Raw genomic sequence first — 24,354 nt, forward strand, 5'->3', positions numbered from 1 at the left:
GGATCCAAGCCAATATAAGTAGATATTGGCTTGGGTTAAAGAGCCGTCTAGTAGAGTAGGCTAAAGTACTTACGTCTAAATTGAGAGGCCAGAGGATCACCATTTAAGGTCGCCAAAATATCTAAAAAGTTCTTTTTGATCTGACCATCGAGACTTTCTAGGTTTTTTTGTAATATGCTAAACAATAATTCTAAGGCCTCTTGGTTACGCCCTGCTTGTGAATATTGAATGGCTAAGTTTAAGCGGATCTGTTCATTATCTTCAGGGCTGTTTATTTTCGCTTCCAAGGCCTTTATTTCCGGGCTGTCGGCAGCTGCTTGCAATAATTCCAATTGGCTTTTTAAAGCGTGATAATCGGCTTGTTGCTCTTCTAAAGGCAAACCATTTAATAGTCGTTCGGCTTCTTCTGTCTGCTGATTATTTAACAAGGCTTGGATCAATACTAAGATGATGTCGTTGCGTTGCGGAGCAAGTTGATGCGCTTGACGAATCTGCATTAAAGCTTCGACGGGTTGTTCTTCTGCTAACAGAGCCTTTGCCTTATTGAACAGTTGTTCTTCAGGGGGAGGCAGATAACGACCAATGGTTTCACTAATCACTTCAGGGGCGGGGATCTCAGCGAAACCGTCCACTGGGCGTCCTTCTTTTAAAATAACCACGGCGGGTGCTTGAGTCACTCCCAGCTGTTGAGCCAATTGGGCTAATTCATCCATGTTCAAGCGCGCCAAAATAAAGCTAGCGTCGCTTTGTTGGTGAATATTTTGTAATAATTGGAATAGTGCTTCACATTGAGGACTAGCGGGTGACCAAAAATGAACCACCACGGCTTGATTGAATGACCCTTCTATTAATACTTGTTGGGCGTTTTCGAAACTAATATCGATAACAGATGTACTCGGCTGCATAGTGTTTCCTAAAAATTATTTAAGCTTAATTTGGTGATTAATCGCTAGTTTTTCAAGTCAAAGACCAAGATTAGCAAATTAGCGATAATAATGCGGAAATTTAACAGGTAAACTAAGCATCTGTTCAATTTACTCTAACAGGACGTGATGGAATCTTTGTCGTTAGGCGATCTTACAATTTTATTGGTCGAACCATCTAATATGCAGCGCAATATCATACGCACTCGTTTTCACGAAGCGGGCATTGATAACTTTTTAATGGCTGAAAACTGCCAACAAGCGGTGAACTTGGCAATTCAGAGTGCCCCCGACTTAGTCGTAAGCTCGATGTACTTTATGGATGGCACCGCGACGGATTTAGTGCAACAGTTACGCGCTAACGACTTAAGCCGTGATATCGCCTTTATGTTGATTTCGAGTGAAGCCTGCCACCATACCCTAGATGCGATTAAACAGGCAGGGGTGATAGCAATTTTACCGAAGCCTTTTGAATTTACTCATTTGTTAGCCGCATTACAGGCGACGATTAGTTACATAGAACCGGATGCTTCTTATCTGGCTAATATTGATTATTCAAGCAAACGAATTTTGGTGGTCGACGATAGCCAAACCGCGCGGCGGCACATTTCTAAAGTGCTGGAAAACATCGGTATTCGTCAGGTGCTGGTGGCTGAGCACGGACAACAAGCCTTAGCTTTGCTTGAACAGCATCCAGTTGATTTAGTGATTACTGATTACAATATGCCGGTGATGGATGGGGCGGCTCTAATTGAGTCTTTGCGACAGCATCCAAGGTTTTGTGATATTCCTGCCTTGATGGTGACATCGGAAAATAATGGCGCGAAGCTTGATGGAGTTCGTCAAAGTGGTGTCTCAGCTTTAGTCGATAAGCCTTTTGATATTGATGTTGTCAAACAAGTCTTAGCGAGCTTGTTTGACCATCAATAAGTGATTCCGCCATTATTCGAAGATCTGATCACCCATTTGATCGATGAAAGTTTTACATTTATGCACCGCCAGTTCTGCTGCATCTTCAGCGCTGGCGCAGGTATCGGAGCGGATAAAATGATGTTGTTTTACTTCATCAGCAATGGTTTTGCTAATCATTGCTGAGACACGATACTGACCATTGGCTGACTGTGGGCAGGCGGCGATAATAAAACCTTTATATTCTTGCTCAGGGTAGCTTTTGGCTGGTGTGGGTGTAGATTCAAATAATTTCTTAAATGCCGAAAAAATACTCATCTTAGTGAATTTCCTAAAATTAAACTAAAAATATTAGTGCGACGGCGCGTTTAGCCCTCACCCTAAGGTATGATGCATGATAACGAGCATCTCATCTTAAGCGCAATGGAATTACCGTGATATTAGAGTTTATTTCATCCCAGTTTAGTCAATTTAGCGGTCTATCGACCATCTGCCTATTGTTGTTAGTGATTTTGCTTTATATACAAAGGCAGCTTTCTCGACGTTCGATGAAGGAACAATTCGCTGGATTGAAATTACAGCTTGAGCAAACGAGTGCTCAATTAGTTACCACGGGCCAAGCTTTGGAAGACGCGACTATAAGTCTTCATCAGCAACAGTTAAAGAATGCAGCTTGTGAAAATGAACTCCATCATTTACGCGAGTTGTCAGAGCAATTTCAAGCTAACCAACAATTGTTACAACGCGAGCAGCAACGCTGTGCGCTGTTGCAACAAAAAGACCTTAACTTACAAGATCGGATCCGTTACCTAGAACAGAGCGAAGCTCGAGTGAGTGCTCAGTTTGAGCTGTTAGCTAACAAAATTTTCTCGGAAAAAGGTCAAGAATTACAACAACAAAGTAAGCAAAGTATCGAAGCGGTATTGCAACCTTTAAAACAACAGTTAGACGGTTTTAAACAACAAGTTCAAAGCAGTTATGAGAATGAAGCCAAACAGCGACATTCACTAAAAGATCAAATCGTCACTTTGCAACAACTCAATCAGCGAATGAGTGATGATGCGGTAAAACTAACTAAAGCACTTAAAGGCGATAATAAACAGCAAGGGGATTGGGGAGAATTGATCCTCGAGCAAATTTTGCAATCTTCTGGTTTGCGAGAAGGTTATGAGTACCACACTCAAGTGATGGGGGTAAACCAACACGGCCAGAAAATAAAACCCGATGTTGTGGTTAAATTGCCGAATGACAAAGCGGTGATCGTCGACTCAAAAGTCAACCTTGTGGACTATGAGCGCTATTTTAATAGTGAAGACAAAGAGCAGCAGCGTAGTGCTTTAAAGGCACATGTTAAAAGCCTACGTCAGCAAATTATTGGTTTAAGTAAAAAAGATTACCAAACCTTATATCAGCTGAACTCTTTAGATTACGTATTACTATTTGTGCCGATTGAAGGTGCCTACCTTAGCGCGCTGGAGCATGATCCCCTGTTAATTAAGTTTGCGATTGAAGCCAATATTTTGCTAGTGAGCCCTAGTAGTTTGATGGTTGCCTTGCGAACCATTCAGAATTTATGGCGCAGTGAACATCAACAACAGAATGCACAAATCATTGCGCAACGCGCTGGTAAGTTATTTGATAAGTTTGTCGCTTTTACTGAAGATTTAACGACACATGGCCAACAAATACAGCGAGCTTCTGATAGCTATCACAGTGCGATGAATAAACTTAGCTCAGGCAAAGGCAACTTGATTAGGCAGGCTCAACAATTGAAAGACTTACAAATTAGTTCAAGCAAATCGCTAGCGGATAATTTTTTGGAAAACAATAAATTGTCAGATGAAGGGGCGTGAGGGTAGCACTGCCAAGTATTCGTATTGGCAGTGCTTTGAATGTTACTCTACATCGCTGGTCGGTGTTCTATAGAGCTGAATATTTGTGAAGATTGGGCGGCACATTCAATCGTTAATTGATTGTGATTGAGTGTTAATTGTACTCCAGATAATCGTTCAAGGTAGCAGCGTGATTCCAGTACGAAATGTTCTAACGAGATGGTGAGTTCTTGGGCTGGCCCGCGATTGACGACCACAATACTGTGTTGACCAGGTATCCAACGTAGATAGACCCAGATGTCAGCTTGTTCTGCAAGACTTATCAGATCCCCCTGTTGTAGTTCTATACGCTCTTTACGCAATGCGATTAAGCTTTGGTAATGCTTGAACAGCTTGTGATCCCATTGATCTTGATCCCAAGGGAAGCAGCGACGACAGTCTGGATCGTTGCCACCAGTGACTCCCACCTCGTCCCCATAATAGATAGACGGTACACCGATATAAGTGAGTAAAAGCGTTACGGCGATCTGCTTCAGTTGACGATTTTCTTTGACTAGATGTAAAAATCTTGGGGTATCGTGACTGTCTAATAAATTATATTGGGCGAGTTGATTAGCAAATGGGATTGAGGCTCGGGCCTCGGCAAGCCAGGTTGCTAAATCGACTCCGCTTAGGTGAATTGGTGCATGTCTTGGTACGTCGGTGTCGGTGAGAAAGGCAACCACAGGATGGCAAAATCCATAATAATTCATCGCGCCGTCTTGTTGTTCGCCTTGTAACCATTGGCTAGCTTCTGAAAAATGCTCTCCGATCATATAGGCTTGTGGGTTGGTTTGTTTAATCGCATTTCTAAATTGGCGGATGTGATGCGCGTTATTTAGGGCGCTGTTGTGTTCACCGAGCATGTGTGCCACATCAAAGCGCCAACCATCAATTTGATAGGGCGGTTTGAGCCAATGTTTAAGCATGGCGTCTTTTCCAGAATAGATCGCTTGCTGAACTTCTGGCTCAGCAAAATTCAGCTTAGGCAGACTGGTAATCCCCTTCCAAGACCAGTAGTGGCCGTCGTTATCAAAATGATACCAATTACGATAGGGAGAGGAGGGATGATTATAAGCGCCGTTTTTGCCTTGTTGATAGAAGTCGATCCAAGGGTGTTGATTCGAGGTATGATTTACAACAGCATCGAGCATTAACTTCATATGTCGTGTTTTTAAGGCTGCGCTTAATGATATTAGCGCCTTGTTTCCGCCAAAGTGAGGTTCAACTTGCCAGTAATCAACGCAGTCATATTTATGGTTGCTGGGGGAAGCAAATATTGGATTCAGGTAGAGGGCGGTGACTCCCAGTTGTTGAAGATAATCGAGTTGTTGTTCGATGCCTATTAAATCGCCACCGTAAAATTCGGTAGCGCCGGTTCCTGAGTGAGTTTTTGCTACTGGCTCTCCCCATTGTTTTTGCACCACAGGCCGACCATCTTGGTGATATTGATAGGTATCGGCGGACGGGGTTATGTCGGGTTTGCCATTGGCGAACCTTTCAGGAAATATCTGATAAAAAACCTGTTGTTTGACCCATTCAGGAGGCTGAGCATCAGAATGAATTTTAAAGTGATAATGTTTTTGAGGAAGGCGCACCGACTCACCTGCCGCATGCAGATAGACTTGTCGATCGCTATACACAAATTTAAAGCAGTAGAGAGTATGGGGAGCATGAACACTCATCGGAATTTTAACTTGCCATTTTAGCCAAGAGCCACTGGTTGAGCAGGGCTGCATGTCCATGAATAGTTCCTCATGGTCTGGCTCAATTCGAATCAGGAGTTGTTCATATTGCTCTGCTGGATCAGTATACAAGGTAATGAGGTAATGCTCGGCTTGTCGAACGACTTGGCTTTGCGGATGAAATCTAAAACTTGTCATATCTATACCTCGCTGGTTTGCAATCTTGCTTCGTTCGATTCGTTGTCAAACAACAGATTGAGCTTAACACTGTAAATTTACTAATGATTTATGAGTCATTTGGCTTGTTCAAAGCTTGCTATTTCCTGGGGAGTCAAGGTTCTATATTCACCCGGTGCAAGTTGTTCATCGAGCTTTATTTGCCCAACTTGCCAACGATGTAAACCAAGCACTTTATTCCCTAAAGCGGCAAACATACGTTTTACTTGATGATATCGTCCTTCGGTAATTTGTAGGTCAACTTCTGTTGCACTGAGTGGCTCAACTAAAGCGGGTTTGGTTAATTTATCTTCACCACGCAACAAAATACCTTGTCGAAGTTGCTCTAAATCCTGCAAACTGAGCGATTCTGCTAGTTGGACTCGGTACGCTTTATATTTCCCACTGTTGGGGCTAGTGACGCGATGGGACCATTGTCCGTCAGTGGTAAGCAGTAGTAAGCCACTGGTATCTAAGTCTAAACGTCCGGCTGCATGGAGTGGAACGGGTGCAGCGGTGGTAATTAAAGAGAGCGCACTTGGATGACCGGCTTCCGCGGCAGTACTCAGGTAGCCCGTGGGTTTATGGAGCATGAAATAATGCTGAGAGATTAAGCTTAATGGTTGACCATCTAGATGTACTTGTTGCTCCGCATACAGCGTTTGTTGTGCTTGTACCTTCAATTGGAGGTCAATTGTCACTCGCTTATTTTTGATTAGTTTTTTAGCATCACTGCGGGAAATGGACATTGCTTTTGAAAGGTATTTGTCTAATCGACAAGGGTATTTCATAATGGCCCTAATATAAGCATAAATGAGGATATTAACGTTAAATTGGCTATGACAACAAACGCTTTATGCCGCTCAGATATTGAATTATTGGGCAATATTGTAACCAAGCAAGTGACCCTTCGTTATTTTAGCGATGGGACTGCTATCACTCAATTTGACTTGTTGGTAAAGAAAAAAACGAAACCGCCAGCCAAGGAACGTGTAGATGTGTTCACGGTTACTGCACGCGCAGATGAAGCGGAGCGCTTAAAACAATATGCCAAAGCCGGAGATGGGGTGGTTGTCAAAGGGCGACTTAGATATCAAAAAGACTCTGAAGGGCGGATTATTAGCGCCATAGAAGCAGAACAACTAAGTTTTATTGGCGCGCCTACCCAGTTGTACTGGAACAAGTTAACCTTAGTTGGCCAATTGCTTAGTAAGTCTTCATTACGTCAGAGCGTGAATAACCAAAGTTATTTAAAGTTACAGCTAGCCACTGATGACGCGGAACCGTCACAGCTTACCAGCTGCAATCTGTGGGGTTACCCCGCAGAATTAGTTGATAAGCAATCGAATGTAGGTGACAAGCTAGTGATTGACGGTAGTCTAAAGAAAGCTTTTGCCGAAGACTTGCTCATTTCTCCGGTGCTGGTCGATGGTCATACATGTGTTTTGATCAACCAGTTCTAGTAAGCTTTTAATATCTCGCTGTGGTAATCGTTTATATTAATAACAAGACCTTGTTTTGCGATTGCCTCATCAAGCTGCTGTTCGGATAAATTCAGTTCAGTTAGCATGAGAGTGTTGTCGTCAAGTTGCCAAATTTGACGGCTTCCCTGATAGCTAAACTTGATTGCAGTGAAGGCATTCAATTCAGCTCGATCACAAGCTTGCACGAGAGAAGACATCTTTCGATTAATTTTGTTTAGTTCTTGTTTTAAATTCCAAATATAGACGACCTCATCAAACCAAGGCTGATTTTTGCAATAGCGAACGATTGGAAACATCGACACCACTGCGCTCACGACTCCAAGCAGATTGAATATAAAATTATCATCATTCTTAGAAAATAAGTAAATCCAACAACTTGACCAAACTAAGCTTAAGATAATTAATACCGTAGATATGCCAAAGTAGCAGTATCGGGAGCGAGTCTGATAACGTTGTTTGTCTACTGGTTTTAGTTGCATTATTGTTCCTTCAACGATATTTAAAGAGAATGATTCTAATAAATTATTAGTCATTATATATGACCAAACCGTGACTTTTATATCGCTATTTTTGATGATTTAAAAAAACTATCAATTATTCCAAATTCTCTAGTTTTCAGTTTGTTAGTTAGCAACTATGATAAACTTATAGTTTCCTCTTTTATATTGTTAACAAGGAATATTTATGAAGCGTTCCAAGGAAATAGGCCGCATATCTTCGGTGTTAGGAATGATGCTTTTGTCAGTCTTTTTTGTGAGTGGCTGCGATAACGCACCACCTCCAGCACCAAAGGTCATAGCAAAGGTTAAAGTTTTAGAAGTGACCACCAGAGAAGTCAGACCAAGTAACGAATTTGTTGGCAGAACTGAAGCCACCCAAGATATTATTTTAAAAGCAAAAATTAGAGGTGAATTAGTAAAAATTAATTTTGTTGAAGGGAGCATTGTCGAAAAGGATCAGTTGCTTTTTGAAATTGATCCTGAGCAATATACTACCGCGCTTAACGCTTCAAAAGCTTTAGTGGCTCAAGCGAAAGCTGCATTTGATACCGCGGTTCTCAATTTTAAACGCGGTGAAGGTTTAATTAAAGATAACTTCATCAGTCAATCTGATTACGATAATTTATTATCGAAAAAGCTTCAGGCTGCCGCTGCATTACAGAGTGCCCAAGCTGATTTAGACAATGCCAAGCTAGAACTTGGGTATACCAAGATATATGCGCCATTTACCGGACGGATTAGCCGTTCAGCTGTTTTTACCGGAGATTTGATTGTGCCGGAACAAACTGAATTGGCGAGTTTGGTGCAAATGGAACCTGTTTGGGTAAATTTTCAAATCCCAGAGAAAACTATTATGGCTGCGCAACGTGCCCATAAATCGATATCTACACCTTTCAAATTGGGAGATTTCCCAGTCAAAATGCGTTTCCCTGATGGCAGCATGTATCAAGAAACGGGCAAGATGGACTTTGTGGATAATCGGGTCGATGCAACGACGGGTACTTTGGCGATTCGCGCCGAATTTGCCAATAAAGATGATCTGGTGGTGCCGGGCTTGTATGTCACGGTGATCATTGAGTCACCTAATATGCAACAAGTGATGCTGATCCCGCAGCGTGCGGTTCAAGAAGATCAACAAGGTCGATATGCATTAATTGTGGATAAACAAAATATAGTTCAACGAAAAAACCTTGAGTTAGGGGAACGTTACGGGATTGACTGGGAAGTGAAAAACGGATTGGACAAAGGGGATTTAGTCATCAGCGAGGGCTTACAAAAAGTTCGTATTGGTGCTGAAGTCGAACACGAGATGGATACTATCCAGCCTTTCACTGAAGCTCAATCTTAAGGAGTCGGTGATGATTAGTAAGTTTTTTATTCATCGACCCAAATTTGCCTTTGTTATTTCTATTGTTTTAACTTTGGCTGGCTTGTTGTCGATCCCGGTATTACCGGTTGCTGAATTTCCCAATATTTCTCCGCCTTCCGTTTCGGTGACGACCAGTTATCCTGGTGCGAGTGCCGATGTGGTGGCAGACACTGTGGCCAAGGTTATTGAAGCCGAAGTTAACGGCGTTGAAAATATGATTTATATGGAGTCAAAAGGCGCCAATGACGGCAGTTACTCCTTAAGCGTTACTTTTGAAGTTGGTACCGACGTTGACATGGCGCAAGTGAATGTGCAGAACCGGGTTCAGCAGGCTATGCCTCGTCTACCTTACGAGGTCCAGCGCAGCGGAATTAAAGTTCAAAAGCAAGATCCCAATATTTTGATGATGCTCAACTTGATATCACCCAATGAAGGTTTAGATAATTTATTTCTGAACAACTATTTGGGGATCAACATCAAGGATAACCTTGCCCGAGTGAATGGGGTATCAAAGGTTAGCATTATTGGTGGGATGGATTACTCAATGCGGATTTGGTTAAATCCAGACCGAATGGCTAGTTTAGGTGTTAGCGTTGATGACGCGATTGCGGCTATCGAAGAACAGAATATTCAAGTTGCCGCAGGCCGGATTGGTGCAGCACCTGTGCCCCGGGATCAACAGTTTCAATATACCTTATCCACGAAGGGACGTTTAAGTCACCCCGAAGAGTTTGAAGAAATTATCGTTCGTTCCAATCCGGATGGGAGCGCCGTATATTTAAAAGATATTTCTAGGGTTGAATTGGGGGCGGCAAGCTATGATGCTGAAGCAAAACTGGATAATAAGGACTCAGCATTACTGTTTATTTATCAAACCAGTGGTGCCAATGCTTTAGAAGTCGCAAAAGGTGTTAGAGAAGAACTGGATCGCTTAAGTGTTCAGTTTCCCGAGGATATGGATTACAAAATCCTTTACGACACGACAGAATTTGTTCAAACCTCGATTAATGAGATGTTAGAAACGCTGTTGATTGCGGTGGCTTTGGTTATCTTTGTGGTTTATGTTTTCTTACAAGATTTCAGGCAAACCCTAGTACCTGCTATCGCGATACCGGTCTCATTGATTGGTACCTTTGCATTTCTATTGGCAACTGGCATGAGCATTAATACTGTTTCGTTATTTGCTTTGATCCTTGCAATTGGGATTGTGGTCGATGATGCGATTGTGGTTGTGGAAAATACCACCCGTTTAATGCAAGAAGAAGGTTTGAACGCTGTCGATGCGACTATCAAATCGATGCAAGAAGTGACAGGCCCTGTGGTCGCAACCACTTTGGTACTGTTAGCTGTATTCGCCCCTACCGCTGTGATGCCGGGAATCACTGGACAAATGTATGCTCAGTTTTCCATTACCATTTGTATCTCGGTACTCATTTCTTCCGTGAATGCCTTAACCTTGAGTCCGGCACTATGTGCCTCTTTATTAAAAACCCCTAAAGTTCATGAAAAGGGCTTTCATGCTGTCTTTAACCGCTATTTTGATAAAGCCACTGGGAAATATAGTGGTTTTGTATCGGGGATGGTCAGAAAGTTGTCGATTGTTGGAATTGTTTATGTGCTATTGCTTGGTGCGACTGGCTATTTTGCAACTTCATTACCGACTGGTTTTGTACCGACTGAAGATAAGAAGGCATTTTTTGTAGATGTTCAATTGCCTAATGGTGCATCAATTAACCGAACCAAAGACGTAATTGGCAAAATGGTTGACGAACTCAACCAGTTGGATGGTGTGACTAACGTTATTTCGGCTAGTGGTTATTCAATTATTTCAGGCGCGGTGTCTTCAAATGCGGGGCTTATGGTGGTGATTTTATCCCATTGGGATGAACGTAACGATCCCGCATTAATTGAGTCGAGTATTTTAGCAAAAGCAAATGCTGCGCTGAGTCGTTATGGCGAAGCGCAAGCGATGGGATTTTCGTTGCCGGCTTTACCGGGGGTGGGGACCGTCGCAGGTGTTGAGTTTTATATTCAAGACACCTTGGGGCGAAGTCCTGCGCAATTGGCCAGTGTGATGCGGGCTACCGCAGTAGAAGCCGCAGGCGTTCCGGAACTAGCCGCTGCTTTTAGTACTTATCGTGCGGATGTACCACAACTGTTCGTTGATGTTGATAGACAGAAAGCAAAAGTGCAGGGGGTACAATTGAATAGTATTTTTACCACGCTGCAAACGATGCTAGGCTCTAAATACGTCAATGATTTTAACCGTTTTGGTAAGGTCTTTCGGGTATACATGCAAGCCGAAACTGAATATAGAAACTCTGAACAAGATATTTCTCGTTTCTATATTCGCAATAAGTTTGATGAAATGGTCCCTCTAACAACTTTGGTGACTGTTGAGCCTAAATTGGGGCCGGAGTATATCAACCAATTTAACTTATATGGCGCAGTGAAAATGAATGCTTTCCCAGCACCGGGCTATAGTACAGGGCAAGCGATTGAAACGGTTAAACGAATTGCGGAAAATAGTTTTCCGGTCGGTTATACCTACGAGTGGTCAGGGCAAACTTATCAGGAGTTAAAAGCTGGTAATTTGGCACCGCTTATTTTTTCTCTAGCCCTCATTTTTACCTATTTGTTCTTGGTCGCTCAGTACGAAAGCTGGACGATACCTATTTCAGTGATGCTTGCGGTACCTATCGCGATTTTAGGGGCTTTTGTTTACATTTGGATTATGGGTTCCGATGTGAACTTATATACTCAAATCGGCTTGGTTTTATTGATCGGTTTAGCCTGTAAGAATGCTATTTTGATTGTTGAATTTGCCAAGCAATTGCGAGAAAGCGGTATGACAATTCGAGATGCTGCGGTAAAAGCTGCTCGCCTACGTTTTCGAGCCGTATTGATGACTGCCTTCTCGTTTATTCTAGGGGTGATCCCCTTAGTGATTGCGACTGGTGCAGGGGCGGCTAGTCGCGTGTCTTTGGGTTATGCGGTGATGGGCGGGATGATCGCAGCCACCCTTGTTGGGACTTGTCTGGTGCCCGTTTTTTACGTAATGATGCAAAGTATGAGAGAAAAAGTAAAAGGTAAACAAGACATTATCGAATAATAGTCCAATGACTAACTTAGATAAAAAGCGGAAATCAGTTGATGATTTTCGCTTTTTACCTAGAACACGCGTAAATGAATTTATTTGAAGTGAAGTAAAGCTAAAAATAGTAGGGCTAACGGATTTGAATTATTCTTGCTCGGGGTCGAAGAAATAACAACAGCGAAGTTTAGGGTCGAAATTCTTAATTAGCGCCTGCGGTACGTCTTCCCATTTTACAGTTTGACTAATTTTGACGTCTGACTTACTGAGATCGATGACGCTAGCATTGCTGAAGCTTTTACCTTTTTCTAAAAGTAAAACTCTCGGTTTAAGTTTTTGTTTAGGGTTGCTCGACATCACCATTGCATAAGTTTGATCGGATAAGCTTACTATGGAGCCGGGGGGGTAGATACCTAAAGTATTCATTAACTGCTCTAAGTATAACTTGTTATATTTTGTTCCTGCATACTTATAGAGAAAGGCGAAGGCTTCTTGAGGTGTGAGTTTTTTCTGATTTGGTAAAGGTGAACATAGGTGTTCAAAAGCATCAACAATCGACAGTAACTGAGTGGTTTTATCTAGCTCTTTTGCTTTTAAACCTTTTGGGTAGCCGCTACCATCTAATCGTTCATGATGATTTAGCACCATCGGCAGAATTTCTTTTGGAAATGAACCTGCTTTTTTAATCAGGTCAGCACTAAATTTAGGATGAGTTTCAAAAAAACTCTGTTCTGCGGATTCCCATTCATTGGGTTTTCTGCGGATCTGCTGGGGAACTTTGAGTTCGCCAATGTCATGAACCATCGCCGCAATACACAACATCGAACATTCTTTCTCAGTAAAACCTAAATTCTTGGCCACTAAAGCAGAGAGAACAGCGACATTTACGCTGTGGAAAAAAATATCTTCTTCGCTACTGGGTTCCAAAATAACATAAACACTATGTGGTGATTTAGATTTAAACATCAGTTGTAAAGTGATATTTATTTGTTCGAATATACTGTAATAAGCTTCTTCAGGTTTATTGGTAAATTTAGTCAAGGCCAGACGAAAACTCTCTGAATTACGTAAGAATGCTTTATTCGCACGTTTTTGAGCGTGCCTTAATTCTTCTAGTATTGCTTGTTCCGGATCGATTTCTGCGATTGCTTCTGGTGCTTGCTCGTCGGTCGTAGCCGTGGTCACTAAGTTAACGTTAACGGTTGATTTATTGGGGAAAACTGTAATCACATCTAGGCCTAAAGAACGAACAACAGTTAATTGTTCTTCATTTTTTATTTTGAAGCTATTTCGCATAAAAGGGTGGGCAGTCCAACCAATCGGTAAGCTAATATAATGACCAACCTGTAAGCTGTTGGTGGGGATTTCTACTTTAGACATAAGCCCGTTACATAAATTCCTTTTCCTTATTGTAGTTAATACCTTAGTTTTTATAAATGCTTTAAGCTGTATAATTAGTCGCTTAGCCGAATTAATGACGTTACAATTACCCTCAAGCCGAAAATCTTGGTATAAACCTGCCTCTCTTGCAGGATCGCTCTTAAAATCGAGTACAGTATTTACTGAATGAAAAACAAACATATAACCTTAGCTATTACTGGCGCGTCCGGTGTTATTTATGCTATCCGGGTACTTGAGTTGCTCATCGAAAAGCAATTTACAGTGCATTTATTGATATCTAGTGCGGCAAAGGTCGTTATTGCAACGGAATTAGGCGAACAGTGGCCAACCGCAAAAGATAAAGTAGAACAGTTCATGCAGGAACGTTTTAAAGCTCAAAAAGGGCAAATTTTGTTACCTGGTAAAACGGATTGGTTTTCGCCGGTCGCTTCAGGTTCTGCTGCACCTAAAATGATGTTGGTGTGTCCTTGTAGTATGGGAACTTTGGCATCAATTGCGATGGGCCTATCAGATAATCTGCTGGAGCGAGCTGCTGATGTTGTCATTAAGGAAAAGGGACGTTTAGTCTTAGTGCCGCGGGAAATGCCTTTTTCTGCGATTCACTTAGAAAATATGTTGAAGCTCGCCAGAATAGGGGTTGATATATTGCCAGCTTGCCCTGGTTTTTATCACAACCCACAAAGTATTGAGCAACTCGTCGATCATGTGGCCTCAAGGATCCTCGATCATTTAGGGGTAGATAATCAGCTGGTAGGGCGTTGGGGATATGCTCAATAGAAAACAGGTGTATGTTGTTACACCTGTTTGAGTTGTCAGTTTTCTTCAGAGTTTTCCGTACAATCTTGTTGAATACAGTGCCCATAAAGATAAAGACTATGATTAGTGAGTTGAATACCATTGTTTTTAGCAATGTCGCGCTGGCGTTGCTCGATCACTTCGTCGTTAAATTCGATGACCTTCCCACAATCAAGACAAACTAAGTGGTCATGATGATTTTGAGTATTTAACTCAAATACTGACTTTCCGCCTTCGAAGTGGTGACGCGTAACAATACCTGCATCATCAAATTGATTCAGTACTCGATAAACGGTTGCAAGGCCAATTTCTTCGCCTTGTTCAAGTAGTAATTTATATAAATCTTCGGCACTGATATGCTGGTTATTCGGTGTTTGTAGCAAATCCAGAATTTTCATTCTGGGTAGCGTAATTTTAAGACCCGCTTTTTTTAGTGCGTGATTATTATCAGACATAGGTGATTTTTATCCCTTGCTGTTATCCATTCCATAACTGCCCGTAGTATACGGGCTTACGCACTAAACACAAAGCCCCAAGCTAAAAACTTGCTGCATTGATGTGGGTTAAGCCAGCGAATTTGTGCACTTGGCTTCGTTTTCGCGATGAACCACTACTCGTAGTGACTCGCCGATTACTGATGAAGCTCGCACATAGACTAGCGATGATAGTCACTAGGAAAAACTGACAGGTTTATTCCCGCTATGCCCTCTAACAGTATGCTGTAATAGTTTGTTTCTACATAAGCGCTGCAGATAGATGTGAACTCTTGCAATCAAAGTGGAGCTAAAATGGAACGCTCTGTTAGTTTAACCGCTAATTAGTTTGGCTGAGGTTTTGTTTGTAACGTTTAATGACTTTACGGACATAATCTTGGGTTTCTTGGTAAGGAGGGATCTTAAAACCATAGCGTTTTACGGTATTTTCTCCTGAATTGTATGCGGCAAGCGCTAATTGCAGCGATTGGAACTCATCTAATAACCAGCGAAGATAACGGCTCCCGGCCTCTATATTTTGCTCTGGAACAAAGGGATCGGTGACTGAAAATCGTTTTGCCGTTGCAGGCATTAATTGCATTAAGCCCATCGCGCCACTGCGTGAAACAGCATTGTTTTTATAATTAGATTCAGTTGCAATGATGGCATGGATTAAGGCCGGATCGAGATTGTATCGCTTTGCGGTGTCAATAATCAGTTGTTGATAAGCATTGTTGTTGAGTGGATTTGGGGCCTGTACGATGGATTTTGGTTTTGCAAATGCTTTCGGGGTGCGCATTAACAAACGCCATTTTGAGTCTTTTTTCTCTTGAGAAAAATGCATAACCCCTTGTTGGTCCTGATAAAACCAAACATCGGCATAGCTAGAAAAAGACACTATCAGTGAAATTAATAACAGTAATTTTGGCAATGCTCAACACCTCTAGCCAAAGTTAAGCATAATTATTGCCAATTGTGTTAGTTTATTAAAGAAAAACTGGGCTTTGCCCAGTCACTTAATCTTCTAACTCAGCCAAACACATCTCTTGGTAGACTTGCTGACACCAAGCTTTCACGCGTTCTTGAGTTAACTCCGGCTGGCGATCTTCGTCAATGCCTAAGCCTACAAAATGTTTATCGTCAGCTAAGGCTTTAGATTCTTCAAAATCGTAACTCTCAATTGGCCAATGCCCAACAACGGTAGCACCTTTATTCACGACGATATCGTTGATGGTACCCATCGCATCTAAGAAATACTCAGCGTAGTCTTCTTGGTCGCCGCAGCCGAAGATCGCAACCAGTTTTTCTGAGAAGTCAATTTGTTCCAGGTCAGGGAAAAAATCATCCCAATCACATTGTGCTTCCCCATAATACCAAGTGGGGATCCCTAATAGGATCAGTGAAAATTCATCAATGTCTTCTTTGGTCGACTTGGCGATATCTTTCACTTCAACTAGTTTTTTACCTAACTCTTTTTGGATCATTTGTGCAACGGCTTCGGTGTTGCCGGTGTCACTGCCAAAAAATATACCTACGCTTGCCATATTTTTCACCTGTATTACAAACTATTGATTTATTGAAAATTGACTATTCAATATTTTTTCAATCAATTCACTTCTGCTAATACCTGATTCGTCAGCTAATTGATTCAGTTTTTCGAATAGGTGTTGTTCAACTTTTAATTCTATTCTTTTAAGCCCATTTGCACGATCTCGTTTAAGTTGATTTCGTTTGTTGGCTTTCAATTGATCTTTGCGTTCTAAGGGGTTGGTTCTTGGCCGACCCACTCTTTTTTCGCTCGCAAATAGATCAATTGTGGTTCGATCTGTATTTTGTTTTGCCATTACTTTTAGAAACAACCGTTTAGCCTAAACCACTACCTTCCCAAGATAGCTGAATTAAGCCTTTTGCGACAAAGCCTGCACATCCTAAAAACAATACTAACCATACAACGGCGCGGCCGAAGGGGGGAACATTGCCTTTTTTGAGTACATCTTGAATAGCCATGCCAATAAGAAAAAATAAAATAACAAAGCCAATCGTTAAGGCAAGGCTTTCTATTTGATCGATGTATTGAGCAAACATGGCTATCCTCGGGAGAAAATTCGACGCGCACTATATCACAAAGCACAGCGAGGTGTTAAATATGCGTGCCTAAAAAACGCTCAGTCAAACGATTGAAAGTAGCAGGTTTTTCGGCATGTAGCCAATGTCCGGTCGCCGTTATTACTTTTAATTCAGCTTTGGGGAACTGTTGTACGGTACTGAGTTGCTGCTGACTAACAATATAATCCGAATTTTGTCCTTTGATAAACAAACAAGGCTGATTAAAAACGCCTAAAGGTTCCCAGTCAATAATGTTGTGGTAGCACCGAGATAATCGTTGGACATCAAATAACCAAGTCCAACCATTTTCTGCTTTAATTAAGGACTTAAGCAGAAATTGTCTAACACTTGGTTCATTAATATAGTGGGCTAACAATTGGTCAGCTTCGCTTCGACTGGTTACGGTGGCTACATCAAAGCTGTTTAAACCGCTAAATACCGCCTGGTGGTTATGTTGGTAGGCGACAGGTGCAATGTCTGCCACCACAATTGCAGACACTAGATCAGGGTAAAGCTGGGCGGTGGCCATTGCGACTTTCCCCCCCATCGAATGGCCGACAATAGCACATTGCTCAATCGCCAGTTGGTCGCATAGATCTTTTATGCTATTCGCTTGGGTTTGGTAATTCATTGATTCGCTGCGTGGTGAGAAGCCATGATTGAGCGCATCAACACTAATCACTTGATAATCATTTTCAAGCAAATGTTTCGCTAATATACCTAAATTAGATAAGCTGCCAAATAGGCCATGAATTAGTAAAACGGGGTAGCCCGTTCCTTGTTGTTTGTAGTGCAATTTCAAAATTTACCCTCTGCTCATTCGTCGACTAGTCTGCCTATCTCTCCTCGTATCTACAAGCCCTAAAAGGTGAGTTTAGTGGGCAAAATTTCAGCTTTTAATAGACTTATAAGGGATTAATGATGAGTTATTAACTTTGCTATGTATAATAAATCCATATTTAATCTGGCTTTATAAATAAAAATGGCAATGAAGACTATAGAAATTGAAGATGACTTGTATTTATACATTGCGGGACAAACTCAGCACATCGGCGAAAGCGCCTCTGATATCTTAAGACGCTTACTGGATGCACAATCCCAATTAAATGCCAGCTCAGAGTTAAATGATGCTCGCGTTGGTTCTCAAGCACTACCGTCTGTGCCAGCAGAACCAGTGATGGGCGAAGATGTCGAAGCGGATAAAGTTATTTCTTCTATACAGCATGTTGAATTTGATTTTTCTGGTATCGCAGAAGCGGGCAGCTCCACCAAACGATTTTTAGCTTTACTCTCTCAACTTTACTGCTTAGACCACTCTCGTTTTGCTAAAGCTTGTGTGATTAAGGGGAGTAAGCGGGAGTACTTTTCTCAAGCGAAAGAAACATTGTTAGCCTCTGGGAAAACGAGTAAGCCCCAAGCCATTCCTGCCAGCCCTTACTGGGTGATCACCAATACTAATACAGCCCGAAAACGTTACATTCTTCAGCATGTCGCTAGTGAGATGGGCTTGCAAGCAATACAAATAGAGCGTGTATGCGAGGCGCTCTAAACTTTTTTATTTTATAACTTAAGCAACGGAGACGCTATTCATGGCTATTCATCCTTTAGCAGGTAAGCCAGCTCAGGCTGAGCACCTAGCAAACATCCCACGTCTGGTCGCAGATTATTATTTGCTTGAACCCGATGTGAATGTACGCGAACAGCAGGTGGCATTTGGTACATCAGGACACCGCGGAAGTTCGAGTCAGCGGGCTTTTAATGAAAACCATATTTTGGCGGTCAGTCAGGCGATTGCAGAATATAGGGCAGAGCAGGGCACAACTGGTCCTCTATATATAGGTAAGGATACTCATGCTTTATCTGAACCAGCATTTTGCTCGGCAATTGAAGTGTTTGCTGCGAATGGTGTTGAGGTTCGCTATCAGGAAGGCTTGGGCTATACCCCAACGCCAGTTATTTCACATGCGATTTTGGCCTACAATCGTTTAGGTAAAGAACAAGCAGATGGCGTAGTGATTACACCTTCTCACAATCCACCAGAAGACGGTGGCTTTAAATATAATCCGCCAAATGGGGGCCCCGCCGATAGTGACGTGACCAAGCTTGTACAAGATCGGGCCAACGAAATTTTAGCCAATGATCTAAAAGACGTGAAACGTTTAAGCTACGACGCCGCGATTAAAATGCCGTCAATTGAAGCGATTGATTACATCAAACCTTACGTAGACGATCTAGCCAATGTATTGGATATGGATGCGATTGCTAAAGCAAAAGTTAAAATTGGTGTTGACCCTCTTGGTGGAAGTGGGATTGCTTATTGGCCTGTGATTGCCGAGACTTACGGTTTAGATATTGAAGTTGTTAATAAACGGGTAGACCCGACGTTCTCATTTATGACTTTGGACAAAGACGGTCAAATCCGTATGGATTGCTCGTCGCCTTATGCGATGGCGAGTTTAATTGCGCTTAAAGACAAATTTGATGTCTCGGTTGCCAATGATCCTGATTATGATCGCCATGGTATCGTCACCAAAAGCAGTGGCCTGTTAAACCCTAACCATTATTTAGCGGTCGCCATTGATTATCTGTTTTCTCACCGCGAGCAATGGCCTGCCACTGCCGCCATTGGCAAAACACTAGTGTCCAGTTCAATGATCGACCGTGTTGCCGTAAAACTTGGCCGCGAGTTAAAAGAAGTGCCAGTTGGCTTTAAGTGGTTTGTTGATGGTTTGTTCGATGGCAGCATCGCTTTTGGTGGAGAAGAAAGTGCTGGCGCTTCTTTTCTTCGCAAAGATGGTGGCGTTTGGAGTACTGATAAAGATGGCATCATTTTAGCCCTGCTGGCTGCCGAGATTATTGCAGTTACAGGCAAGGATCCTGGTGAACACTATCAAGCTTTTGTCAATCAATTTGGTGAACCTTGTTATAAACGTATTGATGCACCTGCGAGTATCGAGCAGAAGGCAGTACTAAGCGCGCTTGATCCAGCCATGGTGGAAGCTCAAGCTTTAGCTGGCGAGCCGATCATCGCTAAGTTGACTCGTGCTCCGGGTAATGATGCGGCTATCGGAGGACTTAAAGTTGTCACCGAGAATGGTTGGTTTGCGGCACGCCCTTCGGGCACTGAAGCGATCTATAAGATCTATATGGAAAGTTTTAAGGGTGAACAACATTTAGCCCAGATAGAACAAGAAGCCCAGAGCATCGTTTCGGCGGCCTTAGCGAAAGCTGGTCTATAAGCCCCTCTGTCATAATATGCGAATTTAAATTCACATATTATGACTTTTTATTCGATGAAAACGTATGCCAGCTGTATTAAATTGCACAAACTGTAATATTCTTGTTACAAAGTGCTCCTACAATAACCAAGCTGAAAATGTATTTAAACCTGCTCCCAAGACCCCGTATTAATTGATTCCGATCAACATTTTTTGTAATTTGCCAATGAAAGCATTTTCAAGCTCTAGGCTTTTCTAGGGTTTTCTTTACACTTCGTTTCAGTTCTTTTAGTTAAAATGTACTTTTGTAAAGAAATGCATAAAAATTTAGTGTTGCGAGAGGCTTTTTTAACTAAATGTGATGTCGAACGTATATAATATTCGTTTGCATCGGTAACATGAGCTTGGAAATTTTTCCGGGCACTTGAAATTCACGACTAGCATTTGTTGTTCGGTTAACCAACTGATGCTACGTTTGAAGATGTCACCACAAAGGTTAGATACAAAGGAAATCCACATGGCCGCTAAAAAGGCAAAAGCAAAAAACGCATTAGCGTTATCGAAAGAGCAATTTAAAGATTCAATCCTGAAGCATTTGCGCAGTACGCTCGGTACTGACGAAGGACGCGCTAATAATAAGGCGTGGTGGAAAGCAACATGTTCGTCAGTCAACGAGTTGGTCTTTGAGCGTTTAACTGAAACGTCAAAAGCAAATGCAGAAAATGATTCAAGGGCTGTTCATTATTTTTCTTTAGAATTCTTGATGGGTCGTTTAACGGTCAACAATCTGCATAATGTTGGTGTTTTCGAAGCCGCTCGTGATGCGTTGAGCGATTTAGGAAAAGATATTAATGACATCTGCGATGAAGAACCAGACATGGCCCTTGGGAATGGTGGTTTAGGTCGTTTGGCGGCTTGCTTCATTGACTCTTTAGCGACTTTAAATTACCCCGCGGTCGGTTATGGCATTCACTATGAACATGGTTTATTCCGTCAAGAAATTCAAGGCGGTCGCCAAATTGAACGCCCCGATAGCTGGCGCGAGTATGGTAATCCTTGGGAAATTTGCCGTCCAGAGTCAGTTCAGGAAGTCCCTTTGTACGGTTATGTAGAAACCGTATTCGGTGAAGATGGCAAAATGCGTAAAGTTTGGCACGCGGGTCGTCAAATTAAAGGTGTGCCATGGGATATTCCAGTGGTTGGCTACGAGGCTAAAACTGTGAACGTATTACGTTTGTGGGAATCTAAAGCCGCTGACTTCTTTGATTGGGATGTATTTAATGCCGGTGGTTATATCGATTCTCAGGCGGAAAAATCTCAAGCCGAAGCGGTCTCTAAAGTACTTTATCCAAACGATGAAAGTGAACAAGGTAAAGAGCTTCGCTTGATTCAGCAATATTTCTTCTGTGCTTGTTCACTGAAAGATATTATTCGTCGTTATAAACGTAATCACACCGACTTCTCACAGTTTTCTAAGCAAGCGGTAATCCAGTTAAATGACACTCACCCAACTGTCGCTATTCCTGAATTGATGCGTATTCTGATCGATGAAGAAGGGCTGGTATGGGACGACGCTTGGAAAGTATGTAGCGAAACCTTCGCTTATACTAACCACACTCTATTGCCTGAAGCTTTAGAAAAATGGGCTGTTTACTTGTTCGAGAAAGTCTTACCTCGTCACCTTGAAATCATTTATGAAATCAACCGTCGCTTTTTAGAAGATCAAGTTGAAGCAAAATGGCCTGGTAACGATGAAATGAAGCGCCATTTGTCTATCATCGAGGAAGGTGAAACACGGATGGTCCGCATGGCTTACTTATGTGTTGTCACTTGTTTCAAAACCAACGGTGTGGCAGCAATGCACTCTGAATTGGTAAAACAGGATCTATTCCCCGAATTCAGTGAATTATGGCCAGAACGTTTTGAAAACGTCACAAACGGTGTCACGCCTCGTCGCTGGTTGCTCGCTTGTAATGAAGAGTTGGCTAGTATGTATACCGACTTAGTTGGCGATCAATGGCCTCGTGATCTGACTTTATTGAGTAAAGCCAACGCTTTTGCGGATGATGCTAAATTCCAGAAGCAATTCATGGATATTAAACACACCAAAAAAGTTCAACTGGCTAAAGTAATCCAAGAGCTATGTGATGTTGAAGTCGATCCAAATGCGATTTTCGATATTCAAATCAAGCGTCTTCACGAGTACAAACGTCAGCATCTAAACGTGCTACACATTTTGGCCCTATACCGTCGCTTGTTGGAAAATCCTAATTATGAAATGAACAAACGTGTGTTCATCTTCGGTGCGAAAGCGGCACCGGGTTACAAGCTAGCTAAAGACATCATTTACGCTATCAACAAGATCGCTGATAAAGTTAATAACGATGAGCGTATTCAAGGTAAGTTGAAAGTCGTATTCCTACCAAATTACCGGGTTACACTGGCTGAAAAATTATTCCCAGCTGCAGATGTTTCTGAGCAGATTTCTACTGCCGGCTATGAAGCTTCCGGCACTGGTAACATGAAATTTGCGCTGAACGGTGCATTAACTTTAGGTACTCTTGATGGTGCGAACGTTGAAATTGCTGAAGAAGTGGGCGAAGACAACATCTTCATCTTCGGTTTAAATTGTGACGAGGTGAAGGCACTTAAAGCAGCTGGCTACAATCCATGGGATTACTATTACGGTAACCCAGAATTGAAAGCGGTTCTTGATTGGTTAGAAACTGACTTCTTTACGCCTGGCGCACCAGGTGAGTTGTCAGCGATTAAGCACAGCCTGTTAGAAGGTGGTGACCCTTACCTATGCTTGGCTGATTTTGCGTCTTACTCTGAAGCAAATATCGCAGTTGATAAGCTATACAGCGACAAAAAAGAATGGGCACGTAAAGCAATTATCAACTCAGCGTCTGTCGGTAAATTTAACTCTGACCGCTCAATTGAAGATTATGTTGATCGTATCTGGCATCTTGAAAAAGTCTTGCCTAACTAAGCTCAGTTTATGAGATACAAAAGGGGGACTTGGTCTCCCTTTTTTTATGTCTATAAAAACCGCATACTGTGTTGTTCTTAACAGAAATGAAGGGATGAGATGTGTCAAAAACCGCATTATTAAAACAAGGTATATTGGCCTATACGCTCGCATCACCACGAAGTACAGACACCTTTAGCTTTTACTTGCAGAATAAAACCAAGGTTACAGTGAAGGGAGCAGGGTTATTTTTATTTGAACCGAAGACGACTGCCCAGCGGGTGGTGATTTTATCTGCGGGGATCCATGGTAATGAAACCGCGCCGATTGAGTGTTTAGATGTTTTGGCTTCTCAGATGTTGAGCGAGCAATGGCTTATTTCTCAACCGACTTTAATTATTTTGGGAAATCCGCCAGCCATGATTGAAGCAAAACGAGAATTATCGGTGAACCTCAATCGTTTGTTTACCGGACAATATCAACAGTACCCGGTATGTTATGAAGTGAATCGGGCAAAACAACTGGAACAAATGGTGGCGGATTTTTACCAGCTATATCCTAAGCTGACGCGTTATCATCTTGATCTACACACCGCGATACGCGCATCCAAATACCCTAAGTTTGCAGTTTACCCTTACACTCATGAAAAAGCTTGGAAGCTTAGTAGCTTAGCGCTGTTACAAGCCTGTGGTGTAAATTGCGTATTATTCTCAAATCAAGCAGCGGCAACATTTAGTTTCCACAGTAGTTTTGTTCATGGCGCAATAGCATTTACCGTGGAATTGGGTAAAGTCCAGCCTTTTGGGGAAAATGATTTGTCAAACTTGGCTGACTTACAATGCAGCCTGATTCGTTTAATGAGTGCTGAGCCATTGGATATATGGAATTTTCAAGCTGAGCAGGCTCAGCTGTTTGAAGTGAGCGATGTGATTGAAAAAACCAGTTCAGAATTTCGGTTTAATTTTAGCCCAGAACAAGCCAATTTTAGTGAGTATCCAAGTGGCTATTTATTAGCCCGTGATGGCGTAAACAATATCGTTATTGAGGACGGTCCGAAAGCAATAGTTTTTCCAAATGATAAAGTTGCCATCGGTCAACGCGCAGTTCTGTTGGTAAAAAAAATGAGTCGTCAGTCGCTTTCCCGGGCGTATGTTTCTGGGAGGCTGGTTTAATAAATTTGCAATATAGTTGAATGATATATAATCAGGTTTGATTTCTACAGAGTTAAATTTTTATATTCAACCATCTGCTTAACAGGAAGCGCTGTTGTTTAAATGATTTTTAGATGATTGATTTGTTACAACGAAAGGCATGCAGAAGGGCTTTTTGGCGTGATATA

At 42.1% G+C, this 24,354-nt stretch carries 22 protein-coding genes; 10 read left to right on the forward strand and 12 right to left on the reverse strand.

Translation table 11 applies throughout. The annotated features are described in order from the left end of the window. Positions 1 to 47: 47 nt before the first annotated feature. Positions 48 to 905 carry a tetratricopeptide repeat protein gene (locus ACRRS1_RS10830; RefSeq protein ID WP_432453176.1) on the reverse strand — a complete coding sequence of 286 codons (858 nt, stop codon included), beginning with the start codon at positions 903 to 905 and terminating at the stop codon, positions 48 to 50. Positions 906 to 1,052: 147 nt separating this feature from the next. On the opposite strand from ACRRS1_RS10830, the gene ACRRS1_RS10835 reads away from it, so the two are divergent. Then, positions 1,053 to 1,853, forward strand: coding sequence for a response regulator (locus tag ACRRS1_RS10835; protein WP_432453175.1), 801 nt, complete (start codon positions 1,053 to 1,055; stop codon positions 1,851 to 1,853). A 12-nt stretch (positions 1,854 to 1,865) separates the two neighbouring features. On the opposite strand, the gene ACRRS1_RS10840 is transcribed toward ACRRS1_RS10835, so the two are convergent. Further along, positions 1,866 to 2,150: an HlyU family transcriptional regulator gene (locus ACRRS1_RS10840; protein WP_432453174.1), complete on the reverse strand. Its 285-nt coding sequence runs from the start codon at positions 2,148 to 2,150 to the stop codon at positions 1,866 to 1,868. 116 nt (positions 2,151 to 2,266) lie between these two features. Between ACRRS1_RS10840 and rmuC the strand changes: the two genes are divergently transcribed. Next, entirely contained in the window at positions 2,267 to 3,685 is a 1,419-nt protein-coding gene (gene rmuC, locus ACRRS1_RS10845; protein WP_432467835.1) for a DNA recombination protein RmuC, read from the forward strand. 47 nt (positions 3,686 to 3,732) lie between these two features. Here the strand turns inward: rmuC and malZ are convergent, their stop codons facing one another. After that, entirely contained in the window at positions 3,733 to 5,586 is a 1,854-nt protein-coding gene (malZ, locus tag ACRRS1_RS10850; protein ID WP_432453172.1) for a maltodextrin glucosidase, read from the reverse strand. Positions 5,587 to 5,681: 95 nt separating this feature from the next. Continuing rightward, on the reverse strand, positions 5,682 to 6,395 hold the full coding sequence (locus ACRRS1_RS10855) for a pseudouridine synthase (RefSeq protein ID WP_432467834.1): 714 nt from the start codon (positions 6,393 to 6,395) through the stop codon (positions 5,682 to 5,684). Between the two features lie 48 nt (positions 6,396 to 6,443). On the opposite strand from ACRRS1_RS10855, the gene ACRRS1_RS10860 reads away from it, so the two are divergent. Then, positions 6,444 to 7,067, forward strand: coding sequence for a single-stranded DNA-binding protein (locus ACRRS1_RS10860; RefSeq protein ID WP_432456181.1), 624 nt, complete (start codon positions 6,444 to 6,446; stop codon positions 7,065 to 7,067). Here the strand turns inward: ACRRS1_RS10860 and ACRRS1_RS10865 are convergent. Continuing rightward, positions 7,064 to 7,567 carry a DUF3087 family protein gene (locus ACRRS1_RS10865; protein WP_432453170.1) on the reverse strand — a complete coding sequence of 168 codons (504 nt, stop codon included), beginning with the start codon at positions 7,565 to 7,567 and terminating at the stop codon, positions 7,064 to 7,066. The two genes, ACRRS1_RS10860 and ACRRS1_RS10865, sit on opposite strands and share 4 nt — an antisense overlap. Before the next feature lie 205 nt (positions 7,568 to 7,772). On the opposite strand from ACRRS1_RS10865, the gene ACRRS1_RS10870 reads away from it, so the two are divergent. After that, positions 7,773 to 8,936, forward strand: coding sequence for an efflux RND transporter periplasmic adaptor subunit (locus ACRRS1_RS10870; protein ID WP_432459361.1), 1,164 nt, complete (start codon positions 7,773 to 7,775; stop codon positions 8,934 to 8,936). A 10-nt stretch (positions 8,937 to 8,946) separates the two neighbouring features. Continuing rightward, entirely contained in the window at positions 8,947 to 12,069 is a 3,123-nt protein-coding gene (locus tag ACRRS1_RS10875) for an efflux RND transporter permease subunit (protein ID WP_432453168.1), read from the forward strand. Positions 12,070 to 12,198: 129 nt separating this feature from the next. On the opposite strand, the gene ACRRS1_RS10880 is transcribed toward ACRRS1_RS10875, so the two are convergent. Next, positions 12,199 to 13,431, reverse strand: coding sequence for an HD-GYP domain-containing protein (locus ACRRS1_RS10880; RefSeq protein WP_432453167.1), 1,233 nt, complete (start codon positions 13,429 to 13,431; stop codon positions 12,199 to 12,201). A gap of 186 nt (positions 13,432 to 13,617) precedes the next feature. On the opposite strand from ACRRS1_RS10880, the gene ACRRS1_RS10885 reads away from it, so the two are divergent. Then, a complete protein-coding gene (locus ACRRS1_RS10885; RefSeq protein WP_432453166.1) occupies positions 13,618 to 14,229 on the forward strand; it encodes a flavin prenyltransferase UbiX in 612 nt (203 codons plus the stop codon). A 35-nt stretch (positions 14,230 to 14,264) separates the two neighbouring features. Here ACRRS1_RS10885 and fur read toward each other — a convergent pair whose 3' ends face one another. From fur to ACRRS1_RS10915, 6 genes are all read right to left on the reverse strand, one after another. Continuing rightward, on the reverse strand, positions 14,265 to 14,702 hold the full coding sequence (gene fur / locus ACRRS1_RS10890) for a ferric iron uptake transcriptional regulator (protein ID WP_432453165.1): 438 nt from the start codon (positions 14,700 to 14,702) through the stop codon (positions 14,265 to 14,267). Between the two features lie 358 nt (positions 14,703 to 15,060). Beyond that, positions 15,061 to 15,651: a lytic transglycosylase domain-containing protein gene (locus ACRRS1_RS10895; protein WP_432453164.1), complete on the reverse strand. Its 591-nt coding sequence runs from the start codon at positions 15,649 to 15,651 to the stop codon at positions 15,061 to 15,063. An 85-nt stretch (positions 15,652 to 15,736) separates the two neighbouring features. Further along, positions 15,737 to 16,264 carry a flavodoxin FldA gene (gene fldA / locus ACRRS1_RS10900; RefSeq protein ID WP_432453163.1) on the reverse strand — a complete coding sequence of 176 codons (528 nt, stop codon included), beginning with the start codon at positions 16,262 to 16,264 and terminating at the stop codon, positions 15,737 to 15,739. Positions 16,265 to 16,285: 21 nt separating this feature from the next. Then, positions 16,286 to 16,564: a LexA regulated protein gene (ybfE, locus tag ACRRS1_RS10905; protein WP_432453162.1), complete on the reverse strand. Its 279-nt coding sequence runs from the start codon at positions 16,562 to 16,564 to the stop codon at positions 16,286 to 16,288. A 19-nt stretch (positions 16,565 to 16,583) separates the two neighbouring features. After that, positions 16,584 to 16,805, reverse strand: coding sequence for a DUF2788 domain-containing protein (locus ACRRS1_RS10910; RefSeq protein ID WP_432453161.1), 222 nt, complete (start codon positions 16,803 to 16,805; stop codon positions 16,584 to 16,586). 55 nt (positions 16,806 to 16,860) lie between these two features. Then, the gene (locus ACRRS1_RS10915; protein WP_432463203.1) at positions 16,861 to 17,628 is read right to left on the reverse strand and encodes an alpha/beta fold hydrolase; all 768 of its coding nucleotides are present in this window, start codon (positions 17,626 to 17,628) and stop codon (positions 16,861 to 16,863) included. A gap of 186 nt (positions 17,629 to 17,814) precedes the next feature. Here ACRRS1_RS10915 and ACRRS1_RS10920 point away from each other — a divergent pair, with 186 nt between their 5' ends. From ACRRS1_RS10920 to astE, 4 genes are all read left to right on the forward strand, one after another. Then, positions 17,815 to 18,375: a replication initiation regulator SeqA gene (locus ACRRS1_RS10920; RefSeq protein WP_432453159.1), complete on the forward strand. Its 561-nt coding sequence runs from the start codon at positions 17,815 to 17,817 to the stop codon at positions 18,373 to 18,375. Between the two features lie 40 nt (positions 18,376 to 18,415). Beyond that, positions 18,416 to 20,065 (forward strand): phosphoglucomutase (alpha-D-glucose-1,6-bisphosphate-dependent), encoded by a 1,650-nt coding sequence (gene pgm, locus ACRRS1_RS10925; RefSeq protein ID WP_432467833.1) that lies wholly within the window; start codon positions 18,416 to 18,418, stop codon positions 20,063 to 20,065. 496 nt (positions 20,066 to 20,561) lie between these two features. Then, a complete protein-coding gene (locus ACRRS1_RS10930) occupies positions 20,562 to 23,036 on the forward strand; it encodes a glycogen/starch/alpha-glucan phosphorylase (protein WP_432453157.1) in 2,475 nt (824 codons plus the stop codon). Positions 23,037 to 23,137: 101 nt separating this feature from the next. Then, positions 23,138 to 24,187: a succinylglutamate desuccinylase gene (astE, locus tag ACRRS1_RS10935; protein ID WP_432467832.1), complete on the forward strand. Its 1,050-nt coding sequence runs from the start codon at positions 23,138 to 23,140 to the stop codon at positions 24,185 to 24,187. Positions 24,188 to 24,354 lie beyond the last annotated feature (167 nt).

This window comes from Agarivorans sp. Z349TD_8 (assembly GCF_050870825.2).
In the GTDB taxonomy this organism is placed as follows: domain Bacteria; phylum Pseudomonadota; class Gammaproteobacteria; order Enterobacterales; family Celerinatantimonadaceae; genus Agarivorans.

What these genes read in the sequence shown, in the direction of transcription:
- ACRRS1_RS10830 (WP_432453176.1), bottom strand. Translation starts at nt 905, where the DNA reads ATGCAGCCGAGTACATCTGTTATCGATATTAGTTTCGAAAACGCCCAA.
- ACRRS1_RS10835 (WP_432453175.1), top strand. Translation starts at nt 1,053, where the DNA reads ATGGAATCTTTGTCGTTAGGCGATCTTACAATTTTATTGGTCGAACCA.
- ACRRS1_RS10840 (WP_432453174.1), bottom strand. Translation starts at nt 2,150, where the DNA reads ATGAGTATTTTTTCGGCATTTAAGAAATTATTTGAATCTACACCCACA.
- malZ (WP_432453172.1), bottom strand. Translation starts at nt 5,586, where the DNA reads ATGACAAGTTTTAGATTTCATCCGCAAAGCCAAGTCGTTCGACAAGCC.
- ACRRS1_RS10855 (WP_432467834.1), bottom strand. Translation starts at nt 6,395, where the DNA reads ATGAAATACCCTTGTCGATTAGACAAATACCTTTCAAAAGCAATGTCC.
- ACRRS1_RS10860 (WP_432456181.1), top strand. Translation starts at nt 6,444, where the DNA reads ATGACAACAAACGCTTTATGCCGCTCAGATATTGAATTATTGGGCAAT.
- ACRRS1_RS10865 (WP_432453170.1), bottom strand. Translation starts at nt 7,567, where the DNA reads ATGCAACTAAAACCAGTAGACAAACAACGTTATCAGACTCGCTCCCGA.
- ACRRS1_RS10870 (WP_432459361.1), top strand. Translation starts at nt 7,773, where the DNA reads ATGAAGCGTTCCAAGGAAATAGGCCGCATATCTTCGGTGTTAGGAATG.
- ACRRS1_RS10875 (WP_432453168.1), top strand. Translation starts at nt 8,947, where the DNA reads ATGATTAGTAAGTTTTTTATTCATCGACCCAAATTTGCCTTTGTTATT.
- ACRRS1_RS10880 (WP_432453167.1), bottom strand. Translation starts at nt 13,431, where the DNA reads ATGTCTAAAGTAGAAATCCCCACCAACAGCTTACAGGTTGGTCATTAT.
- ACRRS1_RS10885 (WP_432453166.1), top strand. Translation starts at nt 13,618, where the DNA reads ATGAAAAACAAACATATAACCTTAGCTATTACTGGCGCGTCCGGTGTT.
- fur (WP_432453165.1), bottom strand. Translation starts at nt 14,702, where the DNA reads ATGTCTGATAATAATCACGCACTAAAAAAAGCGGGTCTTAAAATTACG.
- fldA (WP_432453163.1), bottom strand. Translation starts at nt 16,264, where the DNA reads ATGGCAAGCGTAGGTATATTTTTTGGCAGTGACACCGGCAACACCGAA.
- ybfE (WP_432453162.1), bottom strand. Translation starts at nt 16,564, where the DNA reads ATGGCAAAACAAAATACAGATCGAACCACAATTGATCTATTTGCGAGC.
- ACRRS1_RS10910 (WP_432453161.1), bottom strand. Translation starts at nt 16,805, where the DNA reads ATGTTTGCTCAATACATCGATCAAATAGAAAGCCTTGCCTTAACGATT.
- ACRRS1_RS10920 (WP_432453159.1), top strand. Translation starts at nt 17,815, where the DNA reads ATGAAGACTATAGAAATTGAAGATGACTTGTATTTATACATTGCGGGA.
- pgm (WP_432467833.1), top strand. Translation starts at nt 18,416, where the DNA reads ATGGCTATTCATCCTTTAGCAGGTAAGCCAGCTCAGGCTGAGCACCTA.
- ACRRS1_RS10930 (WP_432453157.1), top strand. Translation starts at nt 20,562, where the DNA reads ATGGCCGCTAAAAAGGCAAAAGCAAAAAACGCATTAGCGTTATCGAAA.